At 42.2% G+C, this 21882-nt stretch carries 6 protein-coding genes and 1 tRNA gene; 5 read left to right on the forward strand and 2 right to left on the reverse strand.

All coding sequences use genetic code 11. The features are described 5' to 3' along the window. The first annotated feature begins 128 nt into the window (after nucleotides 1-128). From ABXZ32_RS05120 to ABXZ32_RS05135, 4 genes are all read left to right on the forward strand, one after another. A complete protein-coding gene (locus tag ABXZ32_RS05120; RefSeq protein ID WP_354617595.1) occupies nucleotides 129-17015 on the forward strand; it encodes a T9SS type B sorting domain-containing protein in 16887 nt (5628 codons plus the stop codon). A gap of 22 nt (nucleotides 17016-17037) precedes the next feature. Then, complete coding sequence (locus ABXZ32_RS05125) at nucleotides 17038-17985, forward strand: PorP/SprF family type IX secretion system membrane protein (RefSeq protein ID WP_354617596.1); 948 nt, start codon at nucleotides 17038-17040, stop codon at nucleotides 17983-17985. A 45-nt stretch (nucleotides 17986-18030) separates the two neighbouring features. Next, on the forward strand, nucleotides 18031-18387 hold the full coding sequence (gene folB / locus ABXZ32_RS05130) for a dihydroneopterin aldolase (RefSeq protein WP_354617597.1): 357 nt from the start codon (nucleotides 18031-18033) through the stop codon (nucleotides 18385-18387). 305 nt (nucleotides 18388-18692) lie between these two features. Next, a tRNA-Cys gene (locus ABXZ32_RS05135) sits at nucleotides 18693-18763 on the forward strand. 69 nt (nucleotides 18764-18832) lie between these two features. Here the strand turns inward: ABXZ32_RS05135 and ABXZ32_RS05140 are convergent. Next, nucleotides 18833-19234 carry a DoxX family protein gene (locus tag ABXZ32_RS05140; protein WP_354617598.1) on the reverse strand — a complete coding sequence of 134 codons (402 nt, stop codon included), beginning with the start codon at nucleotides 19232-19234 and terminating at the stop codon, nucleotides 18833-18835. Between the two features lie 36 nt (nucleotides 19235-19270). Then, nucleotides 19271-20422 carry a DNA polymerase III subunit gene (locus tag ABXZ32_RS05145; RefSeq protein WP_354617599.1) on the reverse strand — a complete coding sequence of 384 codons (1152 nt, stop codon included), beginning with the start codon at nucleotides 20420-20422 and terminating at the stop codon, nucleotides 19271-19273. A 219-nt stretch (nucleotides 20423-20641) separates the two neighbouring features. Between ABXZ32_RS05145 and ABXZ32_RS05150 the strand changes: the two genes are divergently transcribed. Next, a complete protein-coding gene (locus ABXZ32_RS05150) occupies nucleotides 20642-21835 on the forward strand; it encodes a phosphoglycerate kinase (RefSeq protein WP_354617600.1) in 1194 nt (397 codons plus the stop codon). The last annotated feature ends 47 nt before the right edge of the window (nucleotides 21836-21882 follow it).

The raw sequence follows: 21882 nt of genomic DNA on the forward strand, positions 1-21882 counted from the left end.
TTGGAAGTCCCCCCACGGTTTTCTCGTTAGAAAATCGACTTTTATCCAACATGCAGCAATTCAAAATAACAAAAAACGCATGTCCTCTAGACATGGATTGTGCGGGTTTTACCAAACGAATTAGCCGAATGAAAGTAACATTATTCTCAAAAATTATCCTGGCAATGGTAATCCTAATGGGGTTTACTGGCCTTTCTCAGGAATACAACAATTTTGGGGTGAGGTATCAGGACAATATAAAAGGTGATTTAACATTTATCGCCAACAATATTGTGAATAGGGACGGGGGAACAGGTTCTACAAGACCCAATAACGCTTATAATACCACAGGAAATTCTTCACAATACAATGATTACTTCAATATGAAGTATATTGATGTTGATGGGGACGCCACTACATTTAGCTCCAGTAGTGCAACGTTAACATATCCTGCGCCCAATTGTAACCAGATAAAATATGCCGGACTCTATTGGTCCGCCACCTACCCCAGTGATCAAGCTGGACAGGCCATAGGGACAGGAAGACAATCCGATTTTAATAAAGTTAAATTAAAGGTGCCAGGGGGCACCTATGTTGATGTTACGGCTAATGAAGTCCTTTTTGACGGGTTTACCAGTGCCGATGCAACCATAAGGGAAAACAGTCCATATGCATGTTATGCCGACGTCACCTCTATATTAACTGCCTTGGCCAACCCACAAGGGACATATACCATTGCCAATGTTAGATCAGTCCAAGGATCCTTATCTCCAGGAGGTGGGGCTGCTGGTGGCTGGACTTTAGTAATTGTTTATGAAAACCCTACCCTGACCGGAAAGTTGATTACTACTTTTGATGGTTTCGCAAGGGTAAATAGTGCAAACCCACAGGTAGATGTTAACTATACAGGATTTAAAACAATACCTGCAGGGCCCGTTAAAGCAAATATTGGAGTTGCTGCATTAGAAGGAGACAATAGAATTGTAGGAGATAGGCTCAATATTAAAGCAGCGAGCAAGGCTACGTTTACACAATTGAGCAACGCTACCAATCCAGGGGATAACTTTTTTAATAGTAATATTACCTTAAATGGGGTTGTAACCACCAACAGAAATCCCAACAGCACCAATACCCTTGGGTATGACACCGATATCTTTTCTTTGGACAATCCGGCAAATGCCACTTTGCCCAACTCAGAAACTGCGGCCACTTTTAGGTTTACCTCGAATGGGGATCAGTATTATCCATTCTTCAATTCCTTCAACGTAGAGATCATAGAGCCAGAAATTGATCTTACCAAAAATGTTCAGGATGTAATGGGCAATGATATTGCCAATGCCGATGTTACTTTGGGTCAGGAAATGTTCTATGTCCTGAAATTCCAAAACATAGGAAATGACAATGCCACCAACTTTACCATTAAGGATGCACTACCAACAAATGTAGATTTTGTTCCAAGTGGAATGGTACTCCCTGCACCTATCAATGGTAAGGCAATTACCTATGTCTATGATGCAGTTAACCATGAAGTGTTATTTACAATACCCAATGAATTTGTAGATAAGGGTGATCCTATCTATACCATAAAACTTAAGGTACGAGTTGTGCCGGATTGCTATCGATTAAGGGATGCTTGTTCCAACATTATACAAAACACTGCATACTCCACGTATAGCGGTGTCTTTAACAATAACGTCATCACAGATGACCCCAGTGTTTCCCAATTCGACAATTGTGGTTATGCTGTTCCAGGAGCTACCAACTTCTTGGTGAACTTGTCTGATTGTGATTTTACGAGGGAACAATATTTATGTGGTAGTACAGCAACGTTGACAGCTGGTACAGGTTTCGATACTTATGAATGGAAAGACCAAAATGGGACTGTAGTAGGAAACACCCAAAGTATTGTGGTAACACAATTGGGAACTTATACGGTAACAAAAACAGCTCCGGCACCTTGTTTAAGTTTTGATGAGGTGATCAAAGTGGTTCCGTTTACAAACAATGTTCCAAATCCTGTTATACCCTATGCAGATGAGGTGGCTACATGTTCTAATGACGGTTCTGCACTACCTAAGATTTTCTTGTGTGGAGCCAATGATGAGCGTTTAATAGAAACGACTTTCACCGATGCCATATCCTATGCTTGGCAGAAATTGGACGAGGGAAGTTGCTCGGCCACAGCATCAGATAATTGTGTGACCACCAGCGCTTCTTGTGTATGGACCACTGTTGCAACTACAGAAGATTATACGGCAACTGAGGCGGGAACTTTCCGCTTTGTAGTAAATTATGAAAATGGTTGTTCCAATAGGTTCAACTTTAAAGTATATGAAAACATCTTAACTCCCAATGTGATTAAAAAAGACATCATGTGCGGGCAACCGGGAAATATTACCATTACCAATGTTCCTGGTAGTTATGAATATAGTCTAGATCAAAACGATTGGAGCGCTTCCAATACTACAGGTGTTTTTGATATTGCTACTCCAGGGTCTTACAACGTGTACATCAGACAACAAAATGTACCTTCAAACCCATGTATATTTGAGGTTAACAGCATTGATATTTTTCAACGCAACTTTTCCGTAAATGTTACCAAAACAGATCCTTTCTGTCCTACAGGAAAAGGGACCATAAGTGTTTCTGTCAACGATGTAGATCCACAGTACTATTATGAGTTGAGACAAGGGGGAACCTTGATAGATTCCTTTGGACCTTCGGATGATAACAATTATACTTTTACTTCTGTAAATGTTGGTGATTATACTATAGTTGCTAACACGGATGATGGCTGTTCTTTCTCTCAAAATGTATCTATTACTGCCAGCTCTACATTATCAGCTACAGCCGTAGTTTCCCAAAATGTAAGCTGTAAGGAAGGAAATATCCAAGTAAAAGGTGTAGGAGGAACCGGAAAATACTATTACGCCAGATGGAGCTATGTAGATGAGAATGGTGTAGGCGGACCACTATATAATGATGTAAGCGAAATACCAGCTTCAGCCTATCAGACCAACGTAATTTTTGATGTAAAGATTGGGGAACAAGGAACGTACGAGTTTGTTGTGTTGGATGATAACAATTGTGTTGCCATATCTAACCCTGTAACCATAGTTTTAGAGGAAGAAGCTGATTACAATATTACAAAAACCGATGAGACTTGTTTTAATGCCAATGATGGAAGCATAAGAGTTGATCTTATCAATAGCAATGGCTTTACCGTAGAATATAGTTTGGACGGCATTACCTTTACTAGTCAAAAGAATTATTACAACCTGGCTCCTGGAGATTATACATTGTATGTTCGTCTTAAAAAAGGGAAAAATGGGTGTGATTATGATTATCCAATCACTATTAATGCCGCCACAGAAATTACTGCAGCGGCTACTTTAACGCAGACTTATACCTGTTTGCAAAATGGGATAATTACTTTTTCTGGTGCCACAGGTGGTTCGGGAAGTTACGAGTACAGTTTGGACGGGGTCACCTTTGGTGCCGCGACCACATATTCCAATTTAACCAATGGCACCTATTCCCCGAGTATAAGGGACACAAACAACCCTGCCTGTATTATAGCGCTGCCACAAATTGTAATTGATCCTCTTACACCTCCAACAGACTTGAGCTTTAGCGCTACACAGATCACATGTGCCGTGCCTACCTCAAATGTTACTTTAAGCACTACAGGTGGTAAAGGGATATTGACGTATAGAATGACAAGTCCGTCTGTGACAAACCCTGATTCCACTGATGGGGTTACAGCTACTTTTAATGGATTGGCTGTAGGCACCTACTCTTTTGAGGTGACCGATGAGAACAACTGTATCTATACCGAAAACTATACCATAAATGACATAACCTATATAGCCGTTAATGGAGCTTTAGTGAATAACGTGAGCTGCTTTGGTGGTAATGATGGGGCAATTGATTTCAATGTTGCTGGCTTTGGGACGACCTATCAGTATACCATCAATGGCGGGACGGCAGTGACAGGACAGTCTTCCGCGACTATCAACTTAACTGGCCTAACGGCAGGCAACTACACAATTGTGGTGACGGATGAGGCTACTGCCTGTACCGATACTACAACCATAGCAGTAAACCAACCTTCAGCTGCATTAGGATTTACCTTTAATGTGACACCACTTACCTGTACAGCTAATGGGTCAGTGTCCATTACCGCTAGCAATGGTTGGGGAGGATATACCCACCAATTGACACAACCCGATGGAAGTGTTCTTGGACCAAAGGCAGGCAAAGTATTTTCTGGGCTTACCCAGACTGGGAACTATACCATTAGTGTGGCAGATGCCGGTGGATGTATTGTAACAAATACCTTTAATATTACGGCTCCAGTTATTCCTACAGTAACCTTGGATCCTACTACGGACCTGTGCTATTCGCCAGCAACCGGTGTAAGCTTAACCGCCAACGCTTCCGGGGGTGTTACTCCATATTCCTATAGCTTAAACGGGGCGCCTGCACAAAATGGAAACGTTTTCAACAATCTTACCCCTGGATCATACTCAGTAGTGGTTCGTGATGCATATGGTTGTACCACAACTTCTAACACAGTAGTAATCAACCCACAACTCACAACTTCCTCGGTTTTGACCAAGGAATTGGATTGTAGTGCTTCTCCTGATGCAGTAATAGATATTACCATTAATGGAGGATATACCGCTTATTCCTATCAAATCAATGGAGGCGCAAGTTCCCCAGTGGTAGGAAATACCATAACTTATACTACTGCAACCGACGGTTCTTTTACTTTTTTAATAACAGACAGTGAAGGTTGTACAGCCCAAACAACAGTGGTTGTTGATCCAATATCAACTCCTGTAGCTACTCACAATGCCATTGATCCCGACTGTGATGGTGCGACCAATGGAAGTGTAGAAATAATCATAGATGGCAATTTTGGAACACCAGCTTACCAAGTGGATTTTAATGGAATGGGTCTTTCTTCCCAAACCTTATATACCGGCTTGGGTGCGGGTACCTATACTTATATTGTAGAGGACAGTAAAGGGTGTACCTATACCGACAGCGTAACATTATCAACCCCTAACCCTATTGCTGCAGATGCCGTATTGACTCAACCCTATACCTGTTTACAGAATGGGACCATACAAGCTCAAAATGTAACGGGTGGCACAGCTCCTTACACGTATAGTATTGATGGTGTTACTTTTGTTGGTTCCGATACCTTTGCCAACTTAACTGATGGTACTTTTACTATTACTGTAAAAGATGCCAGTGGTTGTACGTTTGTAACCAATAGTGTTGTAATTCCTGCACTAGACCCACCAACAGATATTACCTTTAGTGCAACAGCACCGAATTGTCCCGCCCAAACATCAGATGTAACGCTTACAGCTATTGGTGGTACAGGGGCGATTACCTATGAAATTACAGCCCCTGCGGCATTCAACAACGGAAATAACAATGTATTTTCTGGATTGGCTCCAGACACCTATACCTTTTTGGTGACCGATGCCAATGGTTGTACTTACACGGAGACCTTTACCATATCACCTGTAACCCCTATTAACATTGCTGGTACTTTGGTGAGTAACGTGACTTGTATGGGTGCGGCTGACGGGGTGATATCTTTTGATGCTTCAGGTTTTTCCGCCACTTATCAATATACCATTAACGGGGGAGCACCTGTGACCAATCAGTCAGCGACTACTACAACTATTAATGGTTTGGTTGCCGGGGATTATATTATTGTAATCACGGATGAATCCACCCTGTGTTCAGATACCACCACCATTACGGTAAGTGAACCGGCCACACCATTGGCTATAGATACTATTTCCGTTACCGATCCAACCTGTTCTCCTAGCGGAACAGTGCCTGGTTCTGTTTCCATTACCGCTTCTGGTGGATGGGGCGGCTATACTTATGAAGTTACAGATCCCAGCGGAGTAGTAACTTCCAATAGTTCAGGAACTTTTGGCAACTTGTTGGATACTTCAGCACCATATAATGTAACGGTTACCGATGCAAATGGATGTGTTGTTCCCGGTACTTTTACAATAAATCCAATTATTGCACCAGATTTGACCATCAGTGCCAACAACTTGTGTTATGACGCCACCGTTGGTTTAACTATAACAGCTTCCGTTGTTTCTGGAGGACAGTCACCTTTCCAATACAGAATTAATGGGGGTGCCTACCAGTCTGGAAATGTATTTAGTGGATTGGCTCCAGGGACCCATACCATTGATGTAATAGATAGTAAGAACTGTACCGATTCAGAAACAATAACTGTTAATCCTACTCTTACCGTTAATGCAACCTTGGTAAAAGATTTGGATTGTAGTGCTAGTCCGGCAGCGGACATCAGTGTTGCCGTGTCAAATGGTACCACGCCATATACCTATGAAGTCTTTAAAGATGGAGCATTGTTCCAAGCCAGTATGGCCGTAGGAGCAACCCCATTTTCCTACAACACCGCAACTGCGGGTTCTTATGAATTCGTAATTGCAGATGGTTCTGGATGTACTGTGACCTCAAATACAATTATTGTAAGTAGTAATACCCCACCAACTGCAGTGCCAGTAGTTACGGACCCACGTTGTGCAGGTTCTGCCGATGGTTCAGTAAACCTCGGTGTTTCTGGGGGTACTCCTCCATATCAAATTGTATTCAATGGCAGTGCACCTTCTACCCAAATGGTTTATTCCGGATTGGCGGCAGGATCGTATAATTATACCATTACCGATTCCAAAGGTTGTCAGGTTACAGGAACTGTTACTTTAACAGACCCACCAGCACTAACGCTCACAACGGCTGTTTCACAAAATTATACCTGTACAACTGGTTCTGCCACAATTGATGTGACTGGTACAGGTGGAGGTAAGGCACCTTATGCCTACAGTATAGACGGTGTAAACTTTGGTCCTGGAACTACATTTTCTGGATTATCCGCTGGGACATATACCATTACGGCAAGGGATGCTAATAACTGTACTGTTACAAGCACGCAAACCATCGACCCACTTAATGCACCAACCGATCTTTCATTCGCGCCTTCCGCTTTAACCTGTCCTGCAGTAGTCAGTAATGTTACTGTTAGTGTAACCAATGGGAATGGGCCTTTCCGATTTGAATTGATAGCTCCTGTCCTTAGCTATAAGGATAATGGTAACGATCCTACTTTTACAGGACTAACTCCGGGCACCTATACCTTTAAAGTGACCGATGCCAAAGGTTGTACGCTACAAAAATCCTATACGATCAATACCATTCCTAAAGTAAGTGTATTGTACCAATTGGTTAAAAATGTGACCTGTAAAGGGGATGCCGATGGGGAGTTTGTTTTTACGGTTAGCGATTTTGTTTCTACCTATAGTTATACCGTAAAAAATAGCTCGGGAGTGACCGTACAATCTGAAAATAATATCTCTACTACAACTCCTATTTCTGTCCCAGGACTTGCTGCCGACTCCTATAGTGTAAATGTAACAGATGACACTACTACCTGTACCGCAACGGCACCGGCAGTAATCACTGAGCCAATAACACCATTGGATTTTACAGCCTCCAATACGGATGTGACCTGTTTGAACAATGCTACTATTACAGTAAACGCTACTGGAGGATGGAGTTCCTACCAATACCAATTAATGAATGCCACAAGTACAGTAACTGTGGTGCCTTATCAAGGTAACAGGGTTTTCAGCAACGTTCCTGCAGGCGATTATACCATTTATGTAATGGATGCCAATGGGTGTGTGGTCAACAAACCTATTTCCATAGCTCCTGCATCAATTCCAAGCTTAACGCTTGATCCAAGTTCAGATTTATGCTTTGATGACAATGGCGCACAGATAATATTGACCGTGACTGGCGGACAAGCCCCTTACAGATATAGGGTAAATGGTGGACCATATAAACTAAGCAATACTTTTAATGGCATTATCCCGGGAACCTATGATTTTGAGGCCACGGATGCCTATGGTTGTACTGCGGCCACGTTACAAGTAATAGTACCTGCAAGGTTGATTTTTGCAAGTGCAGTGGTAACCAAAGACCTTACCTGTTCTGCACCGACCGATGCTGTGATTGATGTTACTATTAGTGGAGGTTATCCACCATATGACCGCTATGAAGTTAGTACCGATGGTGGTGCTACCTTTAATCCTGGAGCTGCATTAGCAGGGGCAAGCTTTAGTTTTAATACAAACCTTCCGGGAGATTATATTTTTAAAGTATTTGACGACTCAGGATGTGATGCCTTGTCCAATCCAATAACCGTAAATCCTGCTACAAATCCTCAGGCGAACCATACTTCTATTGATCCTAGCTGTAATGGCGGTTCAGATGGTATAGTAGAAATCATTCCCGTATCAGGGACAGGGCTTTCACCTTATCAGTACAGTTTCAATGGTAGTCCATTTTCCCCCCAGAGGACATACTCAGGCCTATCAGCGGGCATACCATATCCTTACACTATAAGGGACAGCAAGGGTTGTAGTACAACTTACACCGTAACATTAAATGACCCACCTATCTTTGATGCCAATGTTACAGTAACGGACGTTTCATGTGGAGGCGTAGGTGTTGGTGACTTACCGGGAAGTATTACAATTGATATAACAAGTGGCGGAGTACCAGATTACACTTATACCCTTTATGATCAATCGAATAATATTGTAGCTGTAGCTGGACCCACGCCTAACCCTGTAACCACTTCAAGTTCATCTGTAACATTTGACGGATTGGCTTTTGGGGATTATTATATTAGAGTGATAAATGCAAACGGATGTGAATATTATGAAGATCCTGTAAGAGTATTAGCAAGTCCATTTCTGGCCTTAAATTCAGCAACGGCAATTGCAGATTGTGCTACTGGCGGGACTGTTGAATTGTCTGCGGATGGTGGATCTGGGAGTTATACATTTACGATTTATGGTACTGCAATTGGTCCTGATTCAACGGGAACATCTGGAACTGCTGTTATAGCAACTTTCACAGGTTTAAATGCTGGCCAAACTTATGTTTTTCAAGCTATTGACGATGCTACTGGTTGTTCTAGTTATGTAGAGGAAACTATTCCAACCCTTTCAAATATAGATGTGGTAGATTCGCCAATCGTCACCAATGTAAGTTGTTTTGGTGACACAAATGGTTCATTGGAATTTCAGATTGAAGGTTTCGATCCTAGTGTAACAGTAATTAATTATGATATACTAAACGCCCTTACCAATTCTCAATTGGGGGCGGCTTATTCTGGTAGTGTGACCCAAGCAGCTGGAGGACCAACACCAACTCCATCAGTAACAATAAACAACATCCCTCCAGGGGATTATGTATTATATTTTGAAGAAGATACTAGTCCATTTTGTACTAATACCTACAATTTTAGAATTTTGGAGCCTACTCCTGTACAACTAAGTTTAGTGAGTAAGTCCAATGCCAATTGTAATGATGGTTCTTTTGTTACCGTTAAAGCAACAGGAGGTTCAGGTTCATACTCCTATGCTTATGTGCCTGCAGGAGATCCTACACCAGGGGCGTTTCCAAATTCAAGTACATTCCAAATTATCGCCGCTGCTTATCCAATAGATTATGACATTTATGTGCAGGATGCAAATGGCTGTATTGCTCCACCTATTACCATAACGCTTGAAAAAGATCCAGAATCAGCAATATCCATTGATGTCGCTGATAGTTGTGTATCTCCAGATGGAACTTTTCAAATAATAGTAACCATGAACAATGCTGGTATTGGGCCTCATTATATGAGTGTTGATGGAGGCACTTTTGAGCCAGTATCATTAAATAACTCAGGGGAAACAATTACTATATCTTCTCTTTCTTCAGGCAATCATACTGTAAGAGTAGTAGATTCCAGTGGTTGTGGGGAAGCAGCAGAATCCATTACAATATACCCTCCATTATTTGCCCAAGCAACTATTACCAAAGAGGAGTTTTGTAACCCATCAAACAATGCGGAGGTTACCATTATTACAGATGGCGGATCTCCTAGTTTAACTTTTGAGCAAACCAATCCAGCTGGTCCAACCCAAGTTAATGATCCAGTATTTACAGGACTGACCAGTGGCACTTACGATTTTAGAATTACAGATAATAATACTAATTGTTTTAAGGATGTTACAATTACCATTGACGCTCCTTCAAACCCAACCTTTACCCTTTCTGCAACAGATGTGAGCTGTTTTGGAGGTGCCGATGGTACCGTTACGGCTACCTTGGATGCAGGAAATCTGGATACCCCATACCTATACAGTTTGGATGGCGGTACCACAACACAAAATTCCAATGTATTTACTGGCCTTTTGGCAAGCACTTATACGGTGACCGTAATTTCAGGCAAGGGCTGTTCACATGATGAGACCATTACCGTAGATGAACCATCACAATTGGCTATCACGTCCTCATCCACTGATTATACATGTGATGACAATGCCAGTACTGTAACTGTAAACATCACAGATGATGGCACAGGAAATCCATCAGGAACTGCTCCGTATTTGTACAGCTATAATGGCGGTTCTTTCCAATCCGATAATACCTACATGGTTGCCTATGGTGCGGCCAATGTAACTGTTATTGTTAAGGATGACAATGGTTGTACCGTTTCCACATCAGTGGCAATACCAGTGAAACAAAAGGTAAAGGCATCTATCACACAACACCAGGCAATCAACTGTACCAATGGTCAGGAGATCATTGAAATTGTTCCCGCAGATGGTTCTGGGAATTACACCTATACGGAATTGCCAAGTGGTAATGTAGTAGCGGATCCAACCAATATAATACTAACCGCTCCTGGGAACTATGTGTATGAGGTATTGGATACGACCACGAATTGTACTGTAATTGTAGAACACAACGTGGCGCCATTTGACCTGATAGCAGTAACCGCTTCCTTAGTAACTGATGCTACTTGTAGCGATAGTTCTGATGGGCAGATGCAAATTAATATTACGGGCTATATAGGTACATTTAATTATCAAGTTTTGGATAATGTAGGGAATCCTGTTGCAGGAGCTGCCGGAAGTTCGGATGCCGTATCAGATCCATTTAACTATGTGATTCCACAAACATTGCCTGCAGGGATCTATACCGTTGAAATAACAGAAACCCAAGACCCATTTTGTTTTGAAGTTTCCAATTCAGTGACCATAGATGCTCCTGAAGAAGTGGTTGTGGTTGAGGTAAGCAATACTCCCGATAATTGTAATCAGGATGCCATTGTAGTGGTACAGGCCAGTGGAGGAACAGGACCATATACCTATGCCGTTGTCTTGGATGGTGCCGCTGTTCCAGGGGCCTTCCCAGAGGATGAAACGCTAAACCTTGACTTTAGTCTTGGTGCAAATTGGGATGTTTATGCCCAAGATGCCAACGGTTGTATTTCCCAAGTCTTGGATATTACCATCACTGAGGATACGAGACCGGATATTTCATTGACTTTAGTTGATGAGTGTGAGGAAGAAGGTAGTTTCTCGGTAGACGTAAGTTTGGATGCTGTCAATACTGGCGTAGCTCCATATAGAATTAGAATAGTTGGAAATGCTTTCCAAAATATAGCAACATTACCATATACGTTCAGCAACCTGTCTTCAGGATCATACGATATAGAAGTTGTGGATGCCAATGGTTGTGGTGAAATTGAATCCATTACCATTAGTCCTGAATTGGAATTTACCGCTTCAGTTAACTCCCAGCCGACTTGTACAACCAACGATGGGGTTATCGACTTTGCTGTAACGGGTGGATCTGGAGTTAACACTGTAGAATTGTTCGAAGCTGATGGAATTACCCCAACCGGGATTGCCCCAGCTGGAAACCAATTTACAGGAGTGGCCTTTGGAACCTATGTTGTTCGTGTTACGGACAATACCCTAGGAAACCCTGCCAATTGTACCAAGGAAATACAAGTTACTTTGGAAGAGCCGACACCTGTAACCTTACAGGCTACCCAAAAAACAGATATTAGTTGTTTTGGTGCAGCGGATGGAACCATAAATGTGAGATTGGTTAGCCCGAGCGCGGGAGTCAATGACAATCCTCCGTATACCTATACCATAAATAACGGAACAGATCCTGCCATTACCCAAAACAATGGGTTCTTCTCAGGGCTAAATCCGGGAATATATGACATTACAGTTACTTCTAACCGTAACTGTGTAATTACAGATCAGGTGACTATTTTGGAACCACTACAATTGGTGGCCTCTATAAGCAATGTAATTGATTTTGCCTGTGATGCGAACAATACTGCGCAGACAGCCTCTTTTGATATTACTGCTGACCCTACTACAGGAACAGGACCATACTTTTTCAGTATCAACGGTGGCGCCTATTTTGAAGGGACTGGAGCAGCCAAGAATAATTATACCTATGTAACTAATGTCGCGGGTAATTTTACAGTGAATGTTAAGGACAACAAAGGATGTACGATTGTTGCTCCATTGACGCAAACAATTGACCCATTACCTATAATCACTGATGTTACTTTTACACAACAAACGGCAATTACCTGTATCAATGATGAGGTGGTACGTTTAACGGTGACTGGTGGTTCGGGGGATTTCACCTTCGATCTGTTACCTGTAGGAGGGGCGACTGTTGCCCATGGCCCAGGTGTTTATACTACGGACTATACATTGACCACTGTTGGCGATTATACCTTTAGAGTTACCGATAATGTAACTGGATGTTATTTTACAACAACCCCTTACACCATAGCCCCTTTCGATATTATAGATGTGAAGGCTACGGCAATCAAACCAGTAACCTGCTTTGGGGACACGGATGGGGAAATGAGCCTTGAGGTCTTCAATTACCTAGGGAATTACACCTATGAAGTATTGGATGGAGCTGGAGCCTCTATAACAGGGGTGGTAGCTTCCAACACTTCTAGCAACCCGAGGACTATTTCCGGATTACCGGCAGGGAACTTTACTGTTCGTGTAATCGCTACCGATTCCCCTTTCTGTGATGATATCACAAATACGGTGACCATAGCCTCACCTAATGCTGCAATAAGTCTTATTGAGACCAATAATGTAAATGCTAATTGTAACATTGGGGCACAAGTGAGTGTTAAGGCCAATGGGGGAACCCCAGGGTATACCTATGCGTTTATCCCACAAGGAAATCCTATAACACCAGCAGATTATCAGGCAAGTGCTACGGCAACGTTAAATCCTGCTGTCTACCCAGCTAATTTTGATGTGTATGTTCAGGATTCAAGGGGATGTTTTACCTTCATCACCGTTACGGTCAATGAAGATCCTACACCAACGGTCTCTGTACCAGCCTACGCTGACGATCAGTGTACATCAAATGGAACATCATATACCTTTACGGCAACGGGTACTGGAATAGCACCATTGCAATACAGTGTGGGTAACGGCTTCCAATCCAGTGCATTCCTTACTGTATCCGCCCCTGGCACCTATACCGTTTCTGTGAGGGATGCCAATGGCTGTATCGCAACAACGCCTATGGTGATAATGCCACCTTTGGGAGCAACGCCTATTGCTACTTTACAACCTTCTTGTGGAGCCAGTGATGGAGAGGTTACCGTGACCGCAGCAGGAGGTTCAGGAAATTACCTATATGAACTACAAGATGAATTCGGAGCCCAATTGGTGGCACCACAAGCATCTAATCTTTTTGCCGGGTTGGCACCTGGGAATTACATTACTGTTCTTCATGATAATGGAGGCTCTGGATGTAGTACACAGGCACCGGTTTCTTTGGAAATACCTACGCCAGTTGTATTTACCTTTACCCAAGAAAATGTGTCTTGTAATGGAGGGGCAGACGGTTCCATTGAGGTTATCCTTGATGCTTCCAATAATAATCCGCCGTACACCTATACCATTTTTGATGGTACTACAAGTACTACCCAAAACAGCAATTTGTTTACAGGGTTGGCCGCTGGAGCATATGATATCACAGTTACTTCAGATAGGAACTGTGTCGATACACAAACTGTAACCATAACAGAACCATCTATTGTAACCGTAACGGCGACAAATACCGAGTTCGCATGTAATGCAAATAATTCGGTGGCCCAGGCAATAATTACTGCCACTGGCGCTAATGGTACTGCTCCTTATACCTATAGCATCAATGGAGTGAACTTTGTAAACTCCAATACTTTTGCCATAACGGACACAGGAGCTGTACAGAATATCACGGTAACCGTTAAAGATGATAACGGATGTACCAATACGACCATGGTCACCGTTAACCCATTGCCAAAAATTACGGCTGTGAACTTTACACAACAAACAGCGATTACCTGTATCAATGATGAAACAGTTCGCTTAACGGTTGTTGGTGGATCTGGAGACTTCAACTTTGATCTCTTGCCTATGGGAACCGCTACGGTTTCGCCGGGTGCTGGAGTACAAACAGCGGACTTCACTTTAACTGCTGTAGGGGATTATGTGTTCAGGGTAACAGATAACGTGACGGGTTGTTATTTCACAACCGCACCATATACGATTGTACCTTTTGATATTATAGAGGTTGTAGCTACTCCCACGAAACCGGTAACTTGTTTCGGGGATACCGATGGGGCCATGTCCTTACAGGTAAACAATTATGTTGGATCATATACGTATCAAGTATTCAGATCCAATGGTGCGTCTGTGACCGGGGTTGTTGCTTCAAATACATCAACGAACCCTTTAAGCATTACCGGATTGCCTGCAGGCAACTATTATGTAAATGTTGTAGCGACAGGGACACCGTTCTGTGATGATGTTTCAAACACCATTAAAATTGCATCACCGAACAATCCCCTGCAATTGATAACCGATATCACAGCTGAGGTAACCTGTTCCGATTTAGGGCAAATTACAGCTAATGGAACTGGTGGTTGGGGTTCATATACCTACGCCATTGCTCAAGGAACACCACCATCAGCAGGAGACTTTACGACAAACAATGTTTTTGGAGGTCTTGCCGCTGGAACATATGAAGTTTACGTAAGGGATTTGAACGGTTGTGAGGTTTTCTCTACAGAAACCTTAGTGCAGCCAGTTCAGATCAGTGCTACTGCTTCTGCTACGGCCACGATAATGTGTGAAGGAGATTTCGGAGGATCTATTACTACCACCGTTACCGGAGGAGGAAGGCCTGCAATTGATCCAACAGCTAGGTATAACTATATTCTTAACTATATAGATCTGGGTATTTCATCAGGACCGCAAACGTCCAACATCTTTGCCAACTTGGCGGCTGGAAATTATACGGTAACCGTAACGGATGGTTGGAACTGTGACTTCACTACTGCGACAGTAGTGATCAACGAACCATCCAAAGTGGTTGCATCCTTGGCCATTACCCAATTGAATACCTGTACCGTTGGTGCCAATCTTAGGTTGACGGCCAGTGGAGGAACTGCACCATATAACTATAGTACATCTGCTTCTGGAGTGTATACCCCAATGGTAGGAAGTACAGTTAGCTTGACCAATATGGCCGTAGGTGCATACGAATACTTTATCAGGGATGCCAATGGATGTATTTCAACTGTATCCAATAGGGTAACCGTGGATGCAGTACCGGAATTAAAATTGACTACAGATGCCATTGTGAATGTGGGCTGTTTTGGTGAGGCTACCGGTCTGATCCAAGTGAAAGCGATAGGCGGACTAGGAGGATATTCTTATTCCCTTTTGGCACAAGATCAGATTACTGTAGTTAGGCCAGCACAAACGAGTACAATCTTCAACAATTTGCCTGCCGGTACGTATTACATACAGGTAGACAGTCAGGATTGTATGGACAGGGAACAAGTGGTCATAACGGAAGGAAATGTATTGACGGCAAATACACCAATTGTCAACAATCCAATGTGTGCCGATGATTTTGGAAGCATAGAAGTTGGTTTGGTTGGCGGTACAGGTACATATCAGTATGCCATCTCCCCTAACCTGAACCAGTTCAGCTCTAAAAATGTATTTACAGACCTGTTACCTGGTTCGTATACCATCATTGCACAGGATTCAAATGGATGTTTGCCATTTATATTTGACCTTGAGATCGTAGCTCCACTTCCAGTGAATGTTACCACTACCTTGGTTCAATCGGAAATTTGTGCCGGTAGCGAAGATGGATCCATAGCGATCGATATTACAGGCGGAACAGCACCATACAGCGCTGCTTTCAACTCTAACAATCCATCGGATTTTGTACCAGGACAAACCTCGTTCACCGATTTGGCAGCAGGGACCTATGTGATTTTTGTAAAAGACAGTCAAGGGTGTGAAACCAACATCATTGTGGAAATAGAGGATGGCGTAAATCTAAACGCTGAGATAGAGCCTGTATACGAATGTACAGGAGCTACTCCAGAGGCCTCAATTATCCTAACGTTGGCGGACGCGTCTGTATCCGATGATGTATTATACGCTTTGGATTCAACAGATCCAGCGGATATGGTATTGGATCCCAACTTTACAAATATTGCGCCAGGACAACATTATATCACGGTATCCCACGCTAATGGATGTTTGAAGACCATTGATTTTGAAATTGAACAATACGAGCCTTTAACGCTGGTATTGGAACAAAAGAACATTAATGAGATAACAGCGGTCGCCTCGGGAGGTAGACAAAATTATACCTTCTACCTGGGAGATAAGGACAGAGGATCCAAAACTACTTTCTTCATCAATAGAACGGACACCTATACGGTTACTGTGGTGGATGAAAATGGTTGTGAGGCTTCACAACAGATATTTATAGAATTTATAGATATCGAGATTCCTAACTTCTTTACTCCTGATGGAGACGGACAAAACGACTTCTGGAAACCAAGGAATGAAGAATCATGGCCTAACATACTAACCATAATATTTGACCGTTATGGTAGAGAGGTGTACAGAATGAGATTAAATGATCAAGGATGGGATGGTTTCTATAGAGAAACCGAATTACCGACCGGAGATTATTGGTACATCCTCAAATTAAGGGGAGAAGAGGATAGCAGAGAATTTGTAGGTCACTTTACCCTTTATAGATAACCGACTTAACCTAAATTGAATTATGCGAAATACGGTGTTAACCCTAGTGTTGCTTTTTGTTACACTGGCCTCCAAAGGACAGGAGCTGACCTTACCCCAGCTTTCCCAATACTTGGCGGATAACCCTTTCGTAATTTCCCCTACTTATTCAGGGATCGGGGATCACATTAAGATAAGGATCAATGGGCTTACCCAATGGGTAGGAATTAAAGATGCACCTGACACACAATCCTTGGCGGCAGATGCCAGGGTTGGAGAAAAGTCGGGCGTAGGAATGCTCTTGTACAATGACAGTAACGGGGAGACGAAACAAAGGGGAGCCAGACTTTCTTTTGCTCACCATTTGACGCTGGACCGGTATGATGATGAGTTTTTGTCCTTCGGAATCTCTTATAATTTTAATCAGTTCCGTATCGATATAGAGAATTTCAGGGATAATAATGATGCTTCGGTCACGGATGATAGGGCCACTACCAATCATAACTTTGATGTGGGTCTACTTTATCGTAAGGATAAATTTTACCTAAGTGTCAATGCCTCCAACCTACTGGATAAGGATCTGACCAAGTTCAACCCCGTATTTGAACCTAATAGACTTAGGAATTACTATGTCTATACTGGCTACAGATATAAGAAGAGCAAGAACAGCGATATGGAGATAGAACCGTCTGTCTTTTATCAATATTTTGAAAGTGATGGGCGTTCCGTAACAGATTTGAACGTGAAATTCAGATGGTACGATTTTGAGGATTACTATTATGCAGGGGTGAATTATCGTTTCTTGAACGATCAGATTGGAAATCCTTTGTACATCGCCCCAATTTTCGGACTTAAAAAGAACAATTTCTATTTTGGATATTCCTATCAGGTAATCCTGAATGAAATAATGGGCTTCAGTACAGGAACCCACGTGGTCACCTTAGGGGTAGATCTATTCCAAGGACTTAGTAATTGTAGGTGTATGTACTAACTTTTCCATCCAATTGGATTAAATTTGTAGAAATTTAAAACGATTGTGGGGAAAGTAAAATTAAGTAACATCAAAGCTTATGCACACCATGGCTGCCTTGAAGAAGAAGCAATCATAGGAAGCGATTACCGAGTGGATCTTGAAGTGAAAACCGATCTAGCCAAAGCTTCACAATCAGACAATTTAGTAGATACCGTAGACTATGTGCATCTCAACCGCATTGTAAAGGAGGAGATGAAGGTAAGGTCCAAGTTATTGGAACATGTGGCAAAACGGATTATGGACCGCGTTTTCTCAGAACTGCCAACGGTGGAAGAGGTAGAAATATCTGTCTCAAAAATTAATCCTCCAATAGGTGGGGATGTGGAAATGGTATCGATAAACTTGCAAAGAACTCGTTGAAAAACGAAGGTTCAGTTTTTTAGAGTTATAAATTAAATTACTTTTGCAGTAGTACTTGGCATTGTGGTCGAAATGGAGAGACGGGGTCCCGCAAGGACCTTTATAGTGGTTCGAGTCCACTCGATGCCTCAAAGAAGAACGGTCTTATTTTTTAAGACCGTTTTCAATTACCGCAAAGACCAATTCTCTTTTGAGATAATTGGGGGGAGAACCACAACAAATAGTACAGGGGTTCGATTTAAATAAAACTACGATAAAATTAATTTTTCTTAGAATTAATTTTTGTAGATTTGCAATCCAAAATTGGCATCGTGGCCGAGTGGCTAGGCAGAGCTCTGCAAAAGCTTGTACAGCAGTTCGAATCTGCTCGATGCCTCAAAAAAAAACCGTCCCAACAGGACGGTTTTTTTCGTTTATAATGTTTTGCAGTTTTGAAAGGGTATTTTTAATACGCCTGTAATAGGAATACCAAAAAGATGGCAGGGATAAAATAGACCGCAATGGTCTTTGCCCCTTCGTAGTCCTTGGCCATGCGCTGTCCGAACAATAGCATCAATAGGGCAACACAGGATACAATGGCACTGTAAAATGCAAGCTGACTTTCTCCAGCTGTAACAATTTGGAACAATCCAACAGCAGAAAGGATCCCAGCTATCATTTCCGTGACCACCACGATCCCCAACAACATAGGCACCATATTTTTTAAAGGCGATTCGGCGAAATGTCCAGTCAACCATGATAGGTTGCCTTTCCAATCAACGAGCTTGTCAATTCCACTTTGTAAAAAGGTGATCAACAAGAAAAATAGTAAAAGAATTTCAGTGGCGTTGTTGGTAATGTTTTCCATTTGAGTATTAAGTTTAATAATTTGGTTTTTTTGAGTTTATGCGGCCTTCTTATGAAGTAATCGCGTAAGTTTTATAGATAGATCTGTCAGTATTATTTTAGAGTTGCCGTTGCGCCCTATATGATAAATGGCATCTTCCAGTTCCTGGGTGATCTGTAGAATATTGTTTTCATGGATAAAGGGGGCAAATTTCGCCAATTGGAAGCCCTCCACATGGATTTTCATAAACGCAAGGTCAGATACATTGTAATTGGTAAGCATGGCCTGTCTCATGACCGCTAGGCAGTACAGCAAAAATTTCTTTTGTGTTTCCCTTCCTGTTTTGGCTACCTCCTCACTCCATAGGATAAGGTCATGGATAGCAGCTTTGTTGCCCTTGGCTTTAAAAGCACTTCTCACCCACTGAACAAACCACCTTTCAAACACCAGATCTTCTGAATCTTTGTTCATCAAATCCAGAGCCTTGTTAAAATTTCCATCCGATTCATGTGCAATCCGCAAGGCTTCTTCCTTGGTAAGCCCCTTTTCCACAAGTCCTTCGGCAATAACCTCTTCGGCCAACGGGGGAAAGTGAAGCACCTGGCATCGGGAACGTATGGTCTGAATAATTTGTTCCTCCTCTTCTGTAATAAGAATAAAAACGGTCTTTGCAGGGGGCTCTTCAATTAGTTTCAACAGTTTGTTGGCTGCTGAATTGTTCATTCTATCGGCCATCCATATAATCATGACCTTATATCCGCCTTCGTAAGATTTTAGGGCGAGTTTTTTTACCACTTCCTGAGCCTCGTCAACCCCTATCATGCCCTGTTTTTTCTCTATGCCGATTAGTCGGTACCAATCGAAAAGGTTGCCATACGGCTGTTCCTTAAGAAACTCCCGCCACTCCTCCATATAATGGTTGCTCACGGCATGACTCTTTACCTTATCGCTGTTGGATACAGGAAAAGCAAAATGAACATCGGGATGGGAAATGGAATTGCATTTTGTGTTACAAGCGGTGTTTTCCCCAACGTTCTCCCCTTGAGTGTTGGCACAAATGACATATTGCGCATAAGCTAGGGCCATGGGCAATGTGCCACAGCCTTCTTTTCCCACAAATAACTGTGCATGCGGAATGCGGCCCGCATCGGCACTGAGGGTCAAATGTTTTTTGATATGGGATAATCCTAAAATGTCATTAAAAAGCATGGGTCAAATATAGTTTATTTGCTTGTTCTTCCATAATAGGAAAGCATCCGTCATTTACAACGGACCAAGAGCATTTTTATAAGGATTGTGTGCCAATTGGTTACAAAGTGAACAACTATAGGTTGTTTTGCGCCTGAACCTTAAAGAATATGTCTCCCTGGTTTAAACATACTAGAGAAATCTTTACATTTGTTTTTCTCAAAAAAAATCCTTGTAAAGATGAAAACCATAAACGATTTTAATTTTAAAGATAAAAAAGCCCTAATCCGTGTTGATTTCAATGTCCCCTTGGATGCAGATTTTAATGTAACGGATTCCAATAGGATTGAAGCAGCAAAACCTACGATCATCAAAGTTTTGGAAGATGGCGGAAGTGCTGTTTTAATGAGCCATTATGGAAGACCAAATGGGAAGCCAAACGCAGATATGTCCCTGGGCCATATCTTGGATAAGGTTTCTGAAATTATTGGGGTAAAGGTAAAATTTGTCAGTGATTGTATTGGGGAGGAAGCCGAGAAAGCAGTTGCCGAACTAAAAAATGGGGAGGTATTGATGTTGGAAAACCTTCGTTTTCATGCCGAAGAGGAAAAAGGGGATCGCGATTTTGCAGAAAAGCTTTCTAAATTAGGTGACATCTATGTGAACGATGCCTTTGGAACGGCTCACAGGGCACATGCCTCAACAACGGTTGTTGCTCAATTTTTTAAAGGGGAGAAATGTTTTGGAAATTTAATGGCCAAAGAAATTGAAGCGATAGAAAAAGTGATGCGCACGGGAGAGAAGCCGGTAACCGCTATTTTAGGAGGTTCCAAAGTTTCTTCCAAGATCACAATTATAGAGAACATCTTGAGCAAGGTAGACCATTTGATTATTGGAGGTGGTATGACCTATACTTTTGTCAAAGCAAAAGGGGGAAAAGTTGGGGATTCCATTTGTGAGGATGACAAGATGGATCTGGCTTTGGATATTTTAAAGCAGGCCGAAGAAAAAGGGGTAAAAGTACATATCCCGGTTGATGTTTTAGCTGCAGACAGTTTTAGCAACGATGCCAATACTAAAATTGTGGATGTAGACGCAATCCCTGAAGGATGGCAAGGTTTGGATGCAGGTCCAAAAACGTTGGCCAACTTTAAGGAGGTTATTTTGAACAGCAAGACCATATTATGGAATGGGCCTATAGGGGTTTTTGAGATGGAAAGTTTTGCCAAAGGAACCATAGCATTAGGTAATTATATAGATGAGGCCACAAGTAAAGGTGCATTTTCCTTAGTTGGGGGTGGAGATTCTGTTGCCGCAGTAAAACAATTTGGATTTGAGGAAAAAGTAAGCTATGTTTCTACCGGTGGTGGTGCAATGTTGGAAAGTTTAGAAGGGAAGGTTTTGCCTGGAATTGCAGCAATATTAGAGGATTAAAAACGTTATGAATGGTACACGCAAATTTAGTTTATCAATACTTTAAG

It is taken from the genome of Sediminicola luteus, from assembly GCF_040566555.1.
Classification (GTDB): domain Bacteria; phylum Bacteroidota; class Bacteroidia; order Flavobacteriales; family Flavobacteriaceae; genus Sediminicola.

Bases quoted from the DNA above. Each gene is read 5' to 3' on its own strand.
- ABXZ32_RS05120 (WP_354617595.1), top strand. From the start codon at position 129: ATGAAAGTAACATTATTCTCAAAAATTATCCTGGCAATGGTAATCCTA.
- ABXZ32_RS05125 (WP_354617596.1), top strand. From the start codon at position 17,038: ATGCGAAATACGGTGTTAACCCTAGTGTTGCTTTTTGTTACACTGGCC.
- ABXZ32_RS05140 (WP_354617598.1), bottom strand. From the start codon at position 19,234: ATGGAAAACATTACCAACAACGCCACTGAAATTCTTTTACTATTTTTC.
- ABXZ32_RS05145 (WP_354617599.1), bottom strand. From the start codon at position 20,422: ATGCTTTTTAATGACATTTTAGGATTATCCCATATCAAAAAACATTTG.
- ABXZ32_RS05150 (WP_354617600.1), top strand. From the start codon at position 20,642: ATGAAAACCATAAACGATTTTAATTTTAAAGATAAAAAAGCCCTAATC.